At 33.7% G+C, this 15,227-nt stretch carries 16 protein-coding genes and 1 pseudogene; 9 read left to right on the plus strand and 8 right to left on the minus strand.

Annotated elements, in window-relative coordinates; genetic code table 11:
* Positions 1–88: 88 nt before the first annotated feature.
* Both OM967_RS04805 and hisS read left to right on the plus strand, forming a co-directional pair.
* On the plus strand, positions 89–661 hold the full coding sequence (locus OM967_RS04805; RefSeq protein ID WP_211907497.1) for a NifU family protein: 573 nt from the start codon (positions 89–91) through the stop codon (positions 659–661).
* Positions 658–1,881: a histidine--tRNA ligase gene (hisS, locus tag OM967_RS04810; RefSeq protein ID WP_211907496.1), complete on the plus strand. Its 1,224-nt coding sequence runs from the start codon at positions 658–660 to the stop codon at positions 1,879–1,881. Before OM967_RS04805 ends, hisS begins: the two co-directional genes overlap by 4 nt.
* Here the strand turns inward: hisS and surE are convergent.
* Both surE and OM967_RS04820 read right to left on the minus strand, forming a co-directional pair.
* The gene (gene surE / locus OM967_RS04815; protein ID WP_250120102.1) at positions 1,878–2,648 is read right to left on the minus strand and encodes a 5'/3'-nucleotidase SurE; all 771 of its coding nucleotides are present in this window, start codon (positions 2,646–2,648) and stop codon (positions 1,878–1,880) included. The two genes, hisS and surE, sit on opposite strands and share 4 nt — an antisense overlap.
* Before the next feature lie 202 nt (positions 2,649–2,850).
* Complete coding sequence (locus tag OM967_RS04820; RefSeq protein WP_264337717.1) at positions 2,851–4,260, minus strand: hypothetical protein; 1,410 nt, start codon at positions 4,258–4,260, stop codon at positions 2,851–2,853.
* Positions 4,261–4,405: 145 nt separating this feature from the next.
* Here OM967_RS04820 and OM967_RS04825 point away from each other — a divergent pair, with 145 nt between their 5' ends.
* Complete coding sequence (locus tag OM967_RS04825) at positions 4,406–5,680, plus strand: APC family permease (RefSeq protein WP_250120101.1); 1,275 nt, start codon at positions 4,406–4,408, stop codon at positions 5,678–5,680.
* A gap of 70 nt (positions 5,681–5,750) precedes the next feature.
* Entirely contained in the window at positions 5,751–7,037 is a 1,287-nt protein-coding gene (locus OM967_RS04830) for an APC family permease (protein ID WP_264337718.1), read from the plus strand.
* Positions 7,038–7,065: 28 nt separating this feature from the next.
* On the opposite strand, the gene OM967_RS04835 is transcribed toward OM967_RS04830, so the two are convergent.
* Positions 7,066–7,491, minus strand: coding sequence for a hypothetical protein (locus OM967_RS04835; protein WP_264337719.1), 426 nt, complete (start codon positions 7,489–7,491; stop codon positions 7,066–7,068).
* 137 nt (positions 7,492–7,628) lie between these two features.
* Here OM967_RS04835 and OM967_RS04840 point away from each other — a divergent pair, with 137 nt between their 5' ends.
* Positions 7,629–8,657 carry an aspartate-semialdehyde dehydrogenase gene (locus tag OM967_RS04840; RefSeq protein WP_211907490.1) on the plus strand — a complete coding sequence of 343 codons (1,029 nt, stop codon included), beginning with the start codon at positions 7,629–7,631 and terminating at the stop codon, positions 8,655–8,657.
* 1 nt (position 8,658) lies between these two features.
* Here OM967_RS04840 and OM967_RS04845 read toward each other — a convergent pair whose 3' ends face one another.
* The gene (locus OM967_RS04845; protein WP_211908734.1) at positions 8,659–9,735 is read right to left on the minus strand and encodes a 5-(carboxyamino)imidazole ribonucleotide synthase; all 1,077 of its coding nucleotides are present in this window, start codon (positions 9,733–9,735) and stop codon (positions 8,659–8,661) included.
* Positions 9,736–9,841: 106 nt separating this feature from the next.
* Between OM967_RS04845 and apaG the strand changes: the two genes are divergently transcribed.
* Positions 9,842–10,246 carry a Co2+/Mg2+ efflux protein ApaG gene (gene apaG / locus OM967_RS04850; protein ID WP_211907489.1) on the plus strand — a complete coding sequence of 135 codons (405 nt, stop codon included), beginning with the start codon at positions 9,842–9,844 and terminating at the stop codon, positions 10,244–10,246.
* 202 nt (positions 10,247–10,448) lie between these two features.
* Here the strand turns inward: apaG and OM967_RS04855 are convergent, their stop codons facing one another.
* A complete protein-coding gene (locus tag OM967_RS04855) occupies positions 10,449–12,047 on the minus strand; it encodes an ABC transporter permease (RefSeq protein ID WP_264337720.1) in 1,599 nt (532 codons plus the stop codon).
* 130 nt (positions 12,048–12,177) lie between these two features.
* Here OM967_RS04855 and trhO point away from each other — a divergent pair, with 130 nt between their 5' ends.
* Positions 12,178–13,023 (plus strand): oxygen-dependent tRNA uridine(34) hydroxylase TrhO, encoded by an 846-nt coding sequence (gene trhO, locus OM967_RS04860; RefSeq protein ID WP_211907487.1) that lies wholly within the window; start codon positions 12,178–12,180, stop codon positions 13,021–13,023.
* On the opposite strand, the pseudogene OM967_RS04865 reads toward trhO, so the two are convergent.
* Positions 13,020–13,420 (minus strand): annotated as a pseudogene (locus tag OM967_RS04865) (hypothetical protein). The gene trhO and the pseudogene OM967_RS04865 sit on opposite strands and share 4 nt — an antisense overlap.
* 138 nt (positions 13,421–13,558) lie before the next feature.
* Here OM967_RS04865 and OM967_RS04870 point away from each other — a divergent pair.
* Positions 13,559–13,717, plus strand: coding sequence for a type II toxin-antitoxin system RelE family toxin (locus OM967_RS04870; RefSeq protein ID WP_019236727.1), 159 nt, complete (start codon positions 13,559–13,561; stop codon positions 13,715–13,717).
* A gap of 319 nt (positions 13,718–14,036) precedes the next feature.
* Here the strand turns inward: OM967_RS04870 and OM967_RS04875 are convergent, their stop codons facing one another.
* Both OM967_RS04875 and OM967_RS04880 read right to left on the minus strand, forming a co-directional pair.
* Positions 14,037–14,336, minus strand: coding sequence for a type II toxin-antitoxin system RelE family toxin (locus OM967_RS04875; RefSeq protein ID WP_250120098.1), 300 nt, complete (start codon positions 14,334–14,336; stop codon positions 14,037–14,039).
* Positions 14,312–14,542, minus strand: coding sequence for a hypothetical protein (locus tag OM967_RS04880; protein WP_250120097.1), 231 nt, complete (start codon positions 14,540–14,542; stop codon positions 14,312–14,314). The genes OM967_RS04875 and OM967_RS04880 overlap by 25 nt, the downstream gene beginning before the upstream one ends.
* A gap of 156 nt (positions 14,543–14,698) precedes the next feature.
* Between OM967_RS04880 and OM967_RS04885 the strand changes: the two genes are divergently transcribed.
* Entirely contained in the window at positions 14,699–15,073 is a 375-nt protein-coding gene (locus OM967_RS04885; RefSeq protein ID WP_211907484.1) for a hypothetical protein, read from the plus strand.
* Positions 15,074–15,227: the final 154 nt, after the last annotated feature.

A 15,227-nucleotide genomic window follows, 5' to 3' on the forward strand; every position in this document is an offset into this window, starting at 1 on the left:
CAAAAAAAGGAAGAAGATGAATGACATGTATATTTTTTTATCATTTTATGATTAAATAGTAACAATTATAATTGTCATGGTAAATAACATGTTTATCCAGATTGAAGAAACACCAAACCCAAACACGCTGAAATTTCTTCCTGGTTTTGAAATTCTGAGCGAAGGAGAAACAGCTGATTTTTCAAATGCAGATGAAATAAAGAACTCCAAACTAGCAGTAAATCTTTTTCAAATAGAACATGTTGTAAGAGTATTTTTTGGTCATGATTTTATTTCGGTAACAAAATCAGATAGAATGAATTGGGATATAGTAAAGGTGGAAATTTTAACTACAATTATGGATCACTTTACTTCTGGTGGAAAAGCATTTGATAAAGAAGGAGTAAGTGATAATAAAATGCTAGAGGAAGAATTCTTTAATGAAAATGATATAGAAATTGTAAATAGAATAAAAGAATTGATGGAAAGTTATATTAAACCTGCAGTTGCTCAAGATGGTGGTGATATCAAGTTCCGTGGCTATAAATACGGAATAGTTTACGTTGAACTGCAAGGAGCTTGCTCTGGGTGCCCAAGTGCTGCAATTACCTTAAAACAAGGAGTGCAGAATATGCTAAGCTATCACATACCAGAAGTTTCAGGTATAGAGACTATGCTATGACTAATCAAACAGTTAGAGGAACGAAAGATCTTCTGTTTGATGAATGGTATAAATTTAAATACATAGAGCAAACAGCAAATAGAATCTCAAGTTTATACGGCTTTTTAACTGTTCAAACTCCGATATTTGAATACACAGAAGTCTTTACAAAGACTTTAGGTGATAGCTCAGATATTATCACTAAAGAGATGTATACTTTTATTGATAAAGGGGGAAAGAGCATAACTCTGCGTCCTGAGTTCACTGCAGCTATTGTTAGGTTACTCATTGAAAAAAAACTGCAAACACCAATAAAATTATTCTCAACAGGACCTACATTCCGCTATGAAAGACCACAAAAAGGACGACAAAGACAATTTCATCAGATAAATTTTGAGGTTTTTGGTATAGAAGATCTAAGAGTTGATATTGAATTGATATCACTTGCTCAGCACCTACTAACTGAATTTGGCATCAATAGGAATGTAAAACTAGAAATTAATTCTTTGGGCGATGGTGAAACAATAACTAAATATAGAGAAGCTTTGATATCGTATTTAAAAAAGTTTCAAAATGACCTATCAGAAGATAGTCAAAATAGATTGATTAAAAATCCACTCAGAATATTAGACTCTAAGGATAAGACAGATAAAGAAATAATCTCTGACGCACCAAAAATCAGTGATTATTATACAAAAGAATCTTCATATTTCTTTGACCAGGTGTTAAATGGACTGCAAGCTCTTGGCATACCTTACACTGTAGATAGCAAATTAGTTCGAGGTCTAGACTATTATTGTCACACAGTATTTGAATTTGTCACAGAAGATTTAGGTGCACAAGGGGCAGTTTTTGCCGGTGGAAGATACGATAATCTAGTATCTTCAGTAGGTGGAAAACACACTCCAGCGATAGGATTTGCAGGAGGTATTGAACGCATAATGGAGTTAATCAATTATTCTCCGAAAGAAGAGCGACCTATTTACCTAATTCCAATTGGTAGAGAGGCTGGAGAACATGCTCTAACACTTGCAAATGAATTACGCAGGAATGGTTTATACGTAGCTTATGAACATAGTGGAACTCTAAAAACCCGAATGAAAAAAGCAAATCAAGCAAATGCAAAAGTTGTATTAATCTTTGGTGATGAAGAGCTAAGCAGTAAAACTTTAAAAATTAAAAACATGGACACGGGTGAAGAAAAAATGATTGCTCGCGATAAAATCGTAGAAAATATCTAATCAGAAGCAATAGGAGTGTTAGCTATAGAAGAAAATTCCTCTGCATAAGAATTTTTCATAGCATTTAATATATCATAATCTGTAAAATCTAATTTTATTGGTGTAATAGTAATAAAACCTCCTTTTATTTTATTTATACTACCATTGCCTGAGTGCTCTCGAGACCAATTTAAGCTCAAAGAACCATTCAAGTTTTCAGTAAAAGTTAAATCACCATCAATGTTATATTCACCTTGTTCAGCAAATTCGACCCCTTTCACTTTTTCTGTAGCAGGAAAATTTATACTCATCACTATATCTTTAGGCCAACCAACTTTCATTAGCTTGGCAATAACCTTTGGTGCAAAAATCTTTGTATTGTTCCAGTCTATTTTACCATGATAAACTTGGCTCAGCGCAATAGAAGGTATAGATCTTGCAGCACCTTCCATTGCAGCACCAATTGTGCCTGAATAACAAATATCATCTCCGACATTTGATCCAATATTTACTCCAGATAATATTAAGTCTGGTTTCTTATTCATAATTTTATTTAACGCGATAATAACACAATCTGCGGGAGTACCAGACACACTAAACTCCCTTTCACTATGTTGGTTTATTCTAATAGATTGTTTCACTGGGTAATCAAGAGATCTTGCAGATCCACTCCTGTCAGTATCTGGTGCCACTATCCATACTTCCGATGCAAAATTGTGTGCAATTTCTTTAAGTAGTCTTATTCCTTCACTGTCAAAACCATCATCATTTGTTATCAATATTATCATATTTAACACTCACCTATCAAAGTATACTAATGAGGTTTGAAGTTTCTTTTCATAACCATAACAAAGAACCTGCTACAAATCAATAAGGAAAAATTAGAAGGCGGCCAGATTGCCATCACCTAGGTTGCTGTGAGTTAATTGTAAATATCAATTTTAGCTTCACGCCTAACTCACAATCAAAATTTAGACAAGTCTTAGAGCTTTAAGCAGCAGAGAATCTTGTATGCCCTGCAAAAAATGCTTTCATCTTTTCAAGATAAGTAGATGGTTTTTCAGGGATTTCTATATTATCTATTACAGCACTTACTGCTTCCTTGATATCCTCATCTGTAATTAGTTCTTTCAATTTCTGCTTTATAGGACCCCTTCCAACTTCTTGGCCATATCTATTATAGTAATCGACATACAACTTATTAAAGACAAATTGCTTTGCCTCTTCCATCAACTTACCCATACTATCTTTTACTTCAGGATCCATACCATTCTCAAAGTAGAAATTGTTAAAATTATTCTTTAAAATCTTCATCTTTTTGCTTTCATAATGGTTGAGAAACTCTTCCGTAATGCTTGGCATTCTTTCGTATACTTGAGCATTTACCTCAACTGTAAAGTTATTTCTTGCTTCAAGGCAACTAAGCGAATAAATAATACGATTAAACATTCCAAGATGACATGCACCACTTCCTTCTTGTAAACGCATGAGTAACATGCATTTTAGTAAATCTACATCTAACTTTTGATTCTTGGCTGCAGCTAAAACTAAGTTTGCAGTTTGTGTTAGCGTTAATTCAGTTCTTGATTCTCTATAAGTTGCTCCATTGGAACCATTAAAGTTAAGATAAAGTTTTAATTGTTCTTTTTGATTCCCTGTCAACTCATCTGAATTATTTATGTAATCTTCAAACTCTTTATTGAGTACATTTGATTGATTCCCAAATTTCTGCTTTAAATCTTGAGCGCATTGGAGAATGCTATACTCAAAACTACTAGTATGGACGCTCTGACTGCCAGTACCTACATCACTTACATTAAACAAAAAGCTCATTTGCTTTACACTTAAACCCAGAGGCGAGAAGAGCTTTATTAATGGATACTTTATTAACTCAAGAAGTGCTACTGGGATCAATAATATAGTATTAATAAGCACTAAACATATTCTAAGACCCAACGCTCTACTATTTGATAATGTTCTGCTAAGCTCTGATATCTTCGATGAACAATACAAAAATGGTAATTGGATACAATATATTGAGTATATAGAAAAAAATAAAATCTTATCTTTCAACCCTATTGTCGGGTCATTATATACTTCAGAAAAAATGTTATCATCACTATTTTCATTTTTGAAAGATTGATAGCTACTTGTAATCTTTTCTGTAAAAATAGAACAGAGCTTATGCAGTCCGTAGCACAAAACACAAGTGGCAAGTAAAACTGCAAGTGTTCCAAAAGCAGCTAACACCTCACTTGAAGTTTTGGCAAGAAGGAATGCATAAAGCGCATCAATAAAGATCTCAAGTAAGTAGTCAAATAAAAAAATTGCTCCAATAGCAGCACCAACTAATAGAACATACCCACAAACAACCAAAAATGTTTTTAACCTCGGATTCATAAACCACTTCTTAATAACCTATTAATATACTCGTCATTATATGCTTAAATTAAAAAAATGCAAATTTTTATACAAAAAAGATCAATTGAAATTTTCGAGCTTCAGCTATATTGTTAATATATTCAGATAAAAATTAAACATTGTCGTGTCAAATAAAATAGGCTTTTTGGCTATTTTCGCCTTGGTGATCAGTAGCCAAATCGGCTCTGGAATTTTTATGCTCCCAATTAGCCTTGCACCATACGGCGCTTATAGCCTCATAAGCTGGGTTATATCAGGATTTGGTGCTATATCTCTTGCTTTAGTTTTTGCTTCACTCTGCGCAAAATTTCCAGAAACGGGTGGTCCTCATATTTATGTGAAACATGCCTTTGGCTCTACAGCAGCTTTTTTTGTTGGCTGGACATATTGGGTAAGCTCGTGGGTAAGCTCAACAGCTGTGACAATTGCAAGTATCGGTTATTTAGCCCCACTTTTTCATAATGATATACAAGATATACGTTTGCTTTTAGAAATAACATTGATTTTAGCTATTATGCTAATAAACTTAAGGGGAGTAACTACTGCTGGGCATGTTGAGCTTCTGCTGACCATTGTTAAAATTATTGCACTTCTCGCAATACCTATCGCAGGGTTGTTTTTCTTTGATAAAAATAATTTTATTGTAAGCGAGGAAGTATCAAACTTTACAATATCACAAACTCTTGCTCGTTCTACACTCCTTACTCTATGGTGTTTTATTGGACTTGAATCAGCAACAGCACCTGCAGGATCCGTCAATAATCCAGCTAAGACAATACCAAGAGCTATAGTGCTTGGAACAGTCTGTGTTGCTGTGATATATTTCATCAATAGTCTTTCAATTATGGGATTGATAAGTGGTAATGAACTAGCTAGTTCAAAAGCACCATATGTTGATGCGATAAAAATTATGTTTTCTGGTAATTGGCATTTAATTATTTCTGTTGTTGCCTTTATCGTTTCTGTAAGTAATTTAAATGCTTGGTTTTTAGCTGATGGACAGGTCACCTTAGGCCTTGCAAAAGACAAGTTAATGCCGCAATTTTTTGGCAAAAAAAATAAGCATGATGCTCCATTATGGGGAATAATACTCAGTACTTTGGGGGTGTTAGTTTTACTTATCCTAACGTCAAACAAAAGTTTTGCTGAGCAAGTAACTTCAATAATTGATATCTCTGTGGTGTCATTTTTGTTTATCTACTTAGCATGTAGCCTTGCTTTTCTCAAAGTTAATATACAAGACAAAAGCTACTGCAAATTTTTAATTGGAGGTGTGGCTGTATCTTTTTGCTGTTGGATAATATACGAGACTTCTATAAAAACATTGTTAATATCAAGTCTATTCCCTTTAAGCGGAACACTTATTTATCTACTTTGGTATCATAAACTAAAAACTTAACTTAAATTTTTTATTTGCTAAAATTCTTAAGCTATACTACTGGCTTACATTAATAGAATTAAGAGGTATTGTGTCAAATAAAATAGGTTTTTGGGCTGTTTTTGCTTTAGTCATTAGTAGTCAGATCGGCTCTGGGGTTTTTATGCTTCCAATTAGCCTTGCTCCATATGGCGCTTATAGCCTTATAAGTTGGATGATATCAGGAGCTGGTGCTGTGTCTCTTGCGCTAGTTTTTGCTACGCTATGTGCAAAGTTTCCAGAAACAGGAGGTCCTCACGTTTATGTGAAACATACTTTTGGTCCTGCTGCAGCGTTCTTTGTTGGTTGGACATATTGGGTAATCTCATGGGTTAGTACAACAGCTTTAATAGTTGTGGGTGTTGGCTATCTTACACCATTTTTCCATGAAGATATCAAAAGTATACGTTTATTTTTAGAGCTGTTGTTATTTACAATCATTACATTAATAAATTTAAGGGGAATAGCTACTGCAGGGCACGTTGAGTTTCTGCTCACGGTTGTGAAGGTTGCTGTATTGCTTGCAATACCTGTAGCAGCGTTGTTTTTTTTCGATAGAAATAATTTTATCATAAGTGAAGAAATATTAAGTTTTACAACATCGCAAATTCTTGCCCGCTCTACACTCCTTACTTTATGGTGTTTTATTGGACTTGAATTGGCAACAGCACCTGCAGGGTCAGTTGATAATCCAGCTAAAACTATACCAAAAGCTGTGGTGCTTGGCACAGTTTGTGTTGCTGTTATATATTTTATCAACAATTTTGCAATTATGGGATTGATCAATGGCAACAATTTAGCAAGTTCAAGAGCACCATATGTTGATGCGATAAAAATTATGTTTTCTGGTAATTGGCATTTAATTGTTTCTATAGTTGCATTCATTTTTTGTGTTGGCAGTCTAAACGCTTGGGTTTTATCTAGTGGACAAGTTGCTTTTGGTCTTGCAGAAGATAGACTAATGCCAAAATTCTTTGCTAAAAGGAACAAGCATGGCTCTCCTTTTTGGGGAATAACAGTTAGTTCAATTGGAACTGCAATTTTACTAATTCTCACTTCAAACAACAATTTTGCCCAGCAGATTACGTCGATTATTGACTTTTCTGTAATTTCATTTTTGTTCGTTTATCTTGCGTGCTGTTTTGCCTTTCTAAAGGTTATTATACAGGAGAGGAGTTGTTATAAGCTTTTAATTGGTAGCATAGCAACAACCTTTTGTTGTTGGGTGATATTAGAAACCCCTGTAGGTACTCTGCTGATTTCGAGCCTGTTCACTGCAAGTGGCATACCCATTTATTTATTTTGGTACTGCAAAACTTCTGTGCAACAAATTCAGTAGTGAGAGATACACTGTAAATGGTTAATATTTATGGGCCAAGATTTTTTTTCTCTTTATCTACTTGTTCAATATTACCATTCTCAAGTTTGCTACCTACTTCTTCTGTGCGTTTATTATCTATGTAGATCTCATTTTTTGCTTTATTAGAAAGACCTATTTGCGATTGCAGTTTTTTATACTCTTCTTTTTCAGGCGTGAAAATTTTCACTAAAAATCTTCCCATTATTGGTATTGAACTTAAAAAATCTCTTAATCCAAAAGATTCTTGCTTCTTGTTTGAAAGATGCTGGTCTATCTTAGAAATTTTCACACCATACTTTTTATCATCAAAATTTATCGCTGTCTTGCTTTTTTTCGAAAGAACATTTTGAATCTCTAATCTATTGACTTTTTTAGGCTTTTGAAATTCAGATACTGTAGGTTTGACCTTAGTGTCATCATGTTTTTTACTCATTCCATTCTACCATGCAATATTACTAGTATCTTATAATTATAACTAAATTATGGTTAATTGCAAGGGAAAAATATTAAAGTAATTGTAAATTTTATCAGTAAAAATATAATATAGCTTTAAAGTCAGAGGTTTATCTAATGGGATATAAAATTGCTGTTATTGGAGCAACAGGAAGAGTAGGGCGTGAGGTATTAAGCGCGCTTGCCGAGTTTCAAGACGAAGGAAAAATTTCAATAGATTCTGTTATTGTATTTGCATCAAAAAAATCAGAGGGAAAAAAGGTAAGTTTCGGCGATGAAGAATTAACTGTCTTAGACCTTGAGAACTACGATTTTGTTGGAATTAATATAGCAATTTTCTGTGCTGGGTCTCATGTTTCCGAGAGATACGTACCGATTGCAACTGAAGCTGGATGTATTGTCGTAGATAATACCTCTCGTTTTAGGATGAAAGAAGGCGTGCCACTAGTTATTCCAGAGATCAATAAAGATAAAATTACGGAATATAAGAATCACAACATAATATCTAACCCAAATTGTACTACAATACAGATGTTGTTGGCATTGCATTTATTGCACCAAAAAGCAAAAATAAAGAGAATCGTTGCTTCAACTTATCAATCAACTTCTGGTGCAGGTAAAGCAGCAATGGATGAACTCTACAACCAGACAAAAAAAATATTCATGAACGAAGCTAAAAAATCTGAAATATTTCCTAAGCAAATAGCATTTAATTGCATTCCCCATATAGGAGGGTTCATGGAAGATGGCTCTACAGAAGAGGAATGGAAAATGCAAGAGGAAACAAAAAAAATTTTAGGAGAGAATATAAAAGTGACTACAACTTGTGTAAGAGTGCCTGTCTTTATTGGACACGCTATTGCGGTAAATGTAGAATTTGATCAGCATATAACTGAAAAGGAAGCTCGTGAAATGCTCAGTGAAGCCGAAGATAGTGGAATTTTAGTGTACGATAGGCGTGAAGACGGTGAATATACGACTCAGATTGATACTGTACAGGAGGATGCTGTATATGTATCGCGTATCAGACAAGACAGTACCATAAAATATGGGCTCAATATGTGGATAGTAGCTGATAATCTACGCAAAGGTGCAGCACTAAATATAGTGCAGATCTTGGAGATCTTGATCAAAGAGCATTTATAGCTCAATAACTTAAATCTATATTGACATGTCCCATTTTACGCTTGTCCCTAACCTCTTTTTTCCCATATATGGTTAAACTAGCTTTTTCGTTGCTCAAATATTTGTGAGAATTATATATATCATTACCTATTATATTTTTTGTCATGCAAGGAAAGCGTAATACTACTTCCTGCATAGATAGCCCGCATATTATCCTAACTAGCTGCTCGAATTGACTAACGTTGCATGCATCCAAGCTCCAGTGGCAAGAATTGTGGGGTCTTGGGGCCAGTTCATTAACTAGTAATTCATGATTTTGAGTGATGAAAAATTCAATAGCTAGAATTCCTACTACATCAAGCGCAGTTACTATTTTCTCTGCAGTTTTTTGTACCTCTTGGGCTAATTTATTATCTATTTTAGCTGGTGCTATTGAAGTATTAAGTATTCCGTCAACGTGGTGATTCTCTGCTATGGGAAAAAAAGCTACTTTACCGTTTTTATCTCTTGCAACGACTATTGAAACCTCTTTCAGTAAATCAACACTTGCTTCAAGAATGTACTCTTTATTCCAATCGAAGGAAGCAAATTGCTTCAGTTCAGAATCATTTTCAATCACATATTGTCCTTTTCCATCATAACCCATTTCTGTTGTTTTTAGCCTCACTGGATAGCTAAAAGTTTCACTACTTTCTAGTAGCTGATTATAATTTTGTATACTTTTGTAATCAGCAGTTTTTATGCTTAAATCTCTAATAAAATCTTTCTCTCTCAGCCTATTTTGCGAAATGTGTAATGCCTTTTTGCCTGGATAAAAATCTGTATGCTGCGACACAATATCAATTGCACTACATGGAATATTTTCAGACTCAATAGTGACTAAATCCACACTCTGTGCAAAAGATTCAAGTGCTCTCTTATCACAGAAGTCTGCTATTGTTAAGTCATCAGCAACAGAACAAGCTGGATCGTTTTTAGCACTGGCAAAAATATGCGTTTTGTGCCCAAGTTTTATTGCAGCGATAGCAGTCATTTTACCCAATTGCCCACTTCCTATTATTCCTATCACTTTTTTATCCAGTGGATCTGTTTTGTTCATCATGTAAATTAATACTTCCTAGTTAGAGTACGATAATATGCTTGGAAAATCCATGAAAAAAGTGTATAATTGAAGTGTGTTAAATTTTTATCATGAACACTTTACGATGACCATGAAATACACACTTATTACTAATTCTGTTGAAGTTACAGTTTTGCCAATTTACATTGAAGAGCAATCCATTCCTTATGAAAATTGTTACGTATGGATGTATAATGTTAAGATAAAAAATAAAAGCTCATCAACCATTCAATTATTAAGTCGCTATTGGCGAATAATAGATCATAAGGGCAAAATAAATGAAATTGCCGGATTTGGTGTTATTGGAGAACAACCTGTAATAAAATCTGGAGAGGTATTCAAATATACAAGTGGAACATACTTAAATACACCATCAGGAATAATGCAGGGTAAATATGAATTTCTGAACGAAGAGAGCATAAAAACCTTTGATGTTATGGTACCACCCTTTTCCTTAGATAGTCCATACGTTAACACTAGACCTCATTGATCATCAAGATAGTGTATTTGTTTAAGTGCATCTGAAACCAGTGCTTCTTGTTTTGTCATTTGAGCTTCCATAATGTCATCCGAGTAGCTGATACTGAGATCCAACTAAGTTGATAAACACGAAAGCACTGACCATTTGCTTCTATAGTTGTCTTTTTTCGTCTATCTTATTTTGTTACTCTGCTGAACAGATGCAAAATAGTTTATTTTTGATTCTTATCATCAAGTGTGAATAAGATTATTGTAGAGGTTAAACCTATAATAACTATCATTAACGAAAATGGGGCAGCTTCTCTGTAACGCTCATCGCTGACAAGTTCATATACTCTAGTTGATATAGTTTCAAAATTAAATGGTCTGATAATTAGTGTTGCCGTGAGTTCTTTTACCATATCCATAAACACGAGCAGAAATCCCGATAGTATGCTTTTCTTGATAAGGGGAATATGAATATTCAGGCACGTGGAAATAGGCCCATGACCCATAGTATATGCAGTCCATTCAATTTCATTTGGTGTTTTTTTGAGTCCCGACTCTATCGCCTTGAAAGATATAGCAAAAAAACGAAATAAATATGAGTAAACTAATGCGCCAATAGTTCCTACCAAGCTAATTTCTACAATATATTGAGTAATGAAAGAAGATATTCTGCTTAAAAATATTATTATGCTAATCGCAATAATTGCATTTGGAATTGCATATCCAAGAGAAATGAGACGTGCTATATTGCTTATTACCTTATTTTTACGTGCTGTATATCCAATAATTATTGCAATGCTGATCGAGATTAGCGCGGTAATAAATGATAAACTAATACTGTTTGTTATTATATTGTAAAATCTTGCTTCGTATATGAAAAAGCCTTTCTCTATGCTCCAATATATAAGTGGAATCATTGGTAAAATAAAGCCTATTAATATCGGCAATAAACACATAAGATAAGAAAAGATCAACGATATAGAACCGTTTATACTACGTTTATTGTGATAATCTGCATTAGTATTGATTGAAGAGTAAGATATTTCTCTTTTTTGTAGTTTTTTCTCGATAACTATTAGTGTTGCAACGAAAATCAGTTCTGCAACTGCCAAAACAGTAGTTGAATATTTGTCATGCAATAAAAACCAAGTACGGTATATTCCTGTCGTGAAAGTATCGATAGCAAGAAACTGTGGTGTGCCGAAATCTGTAATTACTTCCATTAGTACCAAGGATAACCCAGCTATAATTGATGGACGTATGGAGGGTATGATGACAGAAAACAGACTCTGTAATGAGGAGAACCCAAGTGTTGATGCAATAGTGACTGAGTTACTAACGCTCTTTAGACTTGAGCGGACCAACATATAAACGTATGGATATAGACTAAATCCCATTACTAATATTCCACCACCTAGGGATTTGATCTCGGGAAACCAATAGTCACCTTTGCCCAATTGAAAAGTATCTCTTAACAAGCTCTGAATCGGACCTGAAAACTCTAGCGTATTTACATAAACAAACGATACTATATATCCAGGAATTGATATCGGAAAGAATAAGGCAATCTCAAAAATTCTACTTCCGGGAAACGAAAAAAATGTAGTAAGCCAAGCTGGAATTACTCCAAATATAAAGGATATTAACCCTACTCCTACCATCAAAATTAACGTATTGAGTATATATTCAGTAAAAAGTCTACTAATTACCCATCCAGAGTTTGCTGATTCTGTAAATAGAATCGATATTAACGATAGTATAGGGCAGACAAATAATACACTTACTAAAAACAAGAATATATTTTTAAATACTCTCAGAAACATTAACTTGAATCTATATTTGATATTAAAATGTTATATGCAAAAACTAAAGATATCCAGTAATTAACAGCCGTCCTATTGAATATCTTCATAATTTTATATATTATGTTTTAAATCGATAAACTAATTAATTATGAGTTTTGTCATTGCAACTTTCTATCATTTTGTAAAACTCTCTAATTATTATGACATGAAAGATGAAATAAAAGTTGCATGCGACAATGTCGAATTAAAGGGTACTATACTCCTTGCAGAAGAGGGTATTAATGCAACCGTATCTGGTGAAAGAAACGCGATTGATAAAATATTAGATTTTCTATGTTCTGATTATAGACTAAGGGACCTTACATGGAAAGAGAGTGCAGCAGAATATCAACCATTTAGTAAGATGAAAGTGAGATTAAAAAGAGAAATTGTGAATCTTGGTGTAAGTAATCTCGATACTTCCGTTAGAGGTCAGTACATTGATCCAGATTATTGGGATGATTTTATCTCTCAACCTGATGTTTTAGTGATAGACACACGAAATGATTACGAAGTAAAACTAGGCAAGTTTAAAAATGCAATCAATCCACATACTCAGCGTTTTCGAGATTTTCCTCAGTGGGCAGAGTCATTTTCTGAGAGTAAAGACCTGAAAGTGGCTATGTACTGCACTGGTGGAATCAGATGTGAGAAATCTACAGCATATATGAAAAGCCTTGGATTTAACGATGTTTATCACCTTAAAGGCGGTATTCTTTCCTACCTTGAAAAAACTCACAACAAAAGTGGTAGTTGGGAGGGCGAGTGTTTTGTTTTTGATGATAGAATTGCTGTTGATCATTCACTCGCCCCAAGTGATAAAATAAAATGCATATTCTGCTCAAGTAAAGTTTCAACTGATGAGCTGAAATCAGTTCCACGTGGCCAGGTAGTTTGCTCTGATTGTAAATCTTTAAGTATTGAAAGAAATTCAGAATACAACACGAACCTTTAATAATTTATTTCTCTTTGCATATTTGTAACCTTAATTTTATCAAGGCATTTACCTACAACATAGCCCGCTCCAGCTCCAAGTAACGCACCAACTATAGCAAATGCAATCAACACTACACCAGAACCGCCAATAAGAGCTAAAGTTTCTTGCACTAAACAACATGCTGCAACTAGACCAGCAACTAAACCAATTCCTACACCTATGCACCTAAGTTTCATGTTATTACTAATATTGTAACCTCTTCTATGCTTTAGGCTATGACTAGTATTGTTACTTATCCAATCAAAGATTTCGACATTTGGGTTTTTGTCCAAAAAATCGAAAGCTCACCTATTGTTTTGTTACGCAAACTATCTAAAAATATAACTTTATCTTTTACATTTTGTTTACGTGTCATTTTATTTTTCCATACTATTAGAATATATTTTTACTACACTTAATGTCTTAATAATTGGTAAATTCCCATACAAGAATAAGTAGATAATCTTACCACTATAGGTGGGACTAAAGCGGTATAAGATTAAATTCCTGAAAAATGTTGGTAAGAAGAGCTTTTCCAAAAACAATAAAGTTAAGAGTTGAAGAGATAGTAAAAGAGCGACTTACAGTTAATCCAATTGATTTTGGTGAATCGTTTTGTTACAAACTCAAAGGATACAGAAGATTGAGAACTGGTGATTATCGTATCATGTAAATGCTGCAAAGTATGAAGTAACCATTGTTTCAATAAAACACAGAAAAGACATTTACGAGTCTGAGGCTTCATACTAATATCCTTCCAGTATTAACTTACTGTAACCTTTCCGGTTGAGCCACTGCGATTCTTTGCAACGTTTATCTCTAATCCGTTATTAGCATCGATTTTATAGTCTGTAGAGTAGTAAAATTATAGGGGGTAGCCAAAAAAATGAGTTATTTTTGAGCTGAGCAAAGCCACCTAAGGTGAAGAATGGATCAGGAAGGAGGGCTGTATAATAATATATTTATAATTTCCTTACTTAACGAAACAGAGTTTATTGAAAAACATAGTTATTTAGTACTTTAAGAGCCTTCTCGTAAATAGTGTCTCTATGTCCTATTGTAACGATAGTTACTTCATGTTTTTTGGTGTCTGTATAATACATGATACGATAGTCGCCAACCCTTAGTCTTCTGAACCCTTTGAGTTTGTAACAAAACGATTCACCAAAATCAATTGGATTAACTGTAAGTCGCTCTTTTATTGCATCTATAGCTCTTGACCGTACTTTTTTTGGAAGATTTGGAAGATCTTCTTCAAGAACACTGTCTAGGAAGATAATAGTGTATTCCAATCCACGTCCTCACTTTTAGTTTTTTTTTCATTTTCAATATCATATTGATCAGCAACTACAGATAGTAAAAAATCTTCCATTTCACGATCTATTGCTTCTTTAAATAGCCTGTCTGCTAATTCTTGAGTGGGCTGCTTAGTGAGCTCAACTAGCTTAGCAAAATGCTGTAAAGTTTCTTTACTGAAAGCTAAATTAGCGTTTGCCATAAGTTTTACCGAAATCTACTAATAATTATAAAACATTTTTCTGAAATTTTCAATAAAGAATTGTTAAGGTGAAGAGGAAGAAGGGGTGTATAATATATATTACTTGTTTTAGCTTTTGTAAAAAACTATATTACAAAGTTGTTGTTCTATGGAGTTATGAAGTTGTTTGAGGATACAGAAAAAGAGTATTTCGGATTAGGTAGGAAAAGAAGAATGCTCTTTAGAAAACTGGATAAAGCAAAAAACATAGTTCTTAAAGAGAGTAAAAACGTTTTTTTGCTAGAAGATTATAAAAAGAGTGGAATTCCTGTATTGTTAAATCACGAAACGTTTGGTCCTATAATTGGAATTTTCATTGTACTTGATGGAGATTGCAAAGAACAATATGAGCTGATTTTAATCGCCCACGATTGTATTTCTAAGTCAGGTATAGAATATTCTAGTGTAACTACGATATATGAAGGAAATTTAATTCTGTTTATGCATAGAAATATAGAGAGGTGGTTTTTAGAAATGGAGGAAAAATACTAAAATAAAAGTTTGACAGTTAATTCTCGAGCTAGTACATACCAGTTTGCTGATGCTCGTGAGAAATGACACAGACTAAGTATAGTATTGCAAGAGATTATTAGGAATAGGGAAGGTATGCTGGCTACTGGATGTATTTCTATGATAACAACTACTC

Source organism: Wolbachia endosymbiont (group B) of Dolichovespula media, assembly GCF_947179505.1.
In the GTDB taxonomy this organism is placed as follows: domain Bacteria; phylum Pseudomonadota; class Alphaproteobacteria; order Rickettsiales; family Anaplasmataceae; genus Wolbachia.

Bases quoted from the DNA above. Each gene is read 5' to 3' on its own strand.
- OM967_RS04820 (WP_264337717.1), bottom strand. From the start codon at position 4,260: ATGAATCCGAGGTTAAAAACATTTTTGGTTGTTTGTGGGTATGTTCTA.
- OM967_RS04805 (WP_211907497.1), top strand. From the start codon at position 89: ATGTTTATCCAGATTGAAGAAACACCAAACCCAAACACGCTGAAATTT.
- OM967_RS04845 (WP_211908734.1), bottom strand. From the start codon at position 9,735: ATGAACAAAACAGATCCACTGGATAAAAAAGTGATAGGAATAATAGGA.
- OM967_RS04885 (WP_211907484.1), top strand. From the start codon at position 14,699: ATGAAGTTGTTTGAGGATACAGAAAAAGAGTATTTCGGATTAGGTAGG.
- apaG (WP_211907489.1), top strand. From the start codon at position 9,842: ATGACCATGAAATACACACTTATTACTAATTCTGTTGAAGTTACAGTT.
- trhO (WP_211907487.1), top strand. From the start codon at position 12,178: ATGAGTTTTGTCATTGCAACTTTCTATCATTTTGTAAAACTCTCTAAT.
- surE (WP_250120102.1), bottom strand. From the start codon at position 2,648: ATGATAATATTGATAACAAATGATGATGGTTTTGACAGTGAAGGAATA.
- OM967_RS04855 (WP_264337720.1), bottom strand. From the start codon at position 12,047: ATGTTTCTGAGAGTATTTAAAAATATATTCTTGTTTTTAGTAAGTGTA.
- hisS (WP_211907496.1), top strand. From the start codon at position 658: ATGACTAATCAAACAGTTAGAGGAACGAAAGATCTTCTGTTTGATGAA.
- OM967_RS04835 (WP_264337719.1), bottom strand. From the start codon at position 7,491: ATGAGTAAAAAACATGATGACACTAAGGTCAAACCTACAGTATCTGAA.
- OM967_RS04870 (WP_019236727.1), top strand. From the start codon at position 13,559: ATGTTGGTAAGAAGAGCTTTTCCAAAAACAATAAAGTTAAGAGTTGAA.
- OM967_RS04840 (WP_211907490.1), top strand. From the start codon at position 7,629: ATGGGATATAAAATTGCTGTTATTGGAGCAACAGGAAGAGTAGGGCGT.
- OM967_RS04880 (WP_250120097.1), bottom strand. From the start codon at position 14,542: ATGGCAAACGCTAATTTAGCTTTCAGTAAAGAAACTTTACAGCATTTT.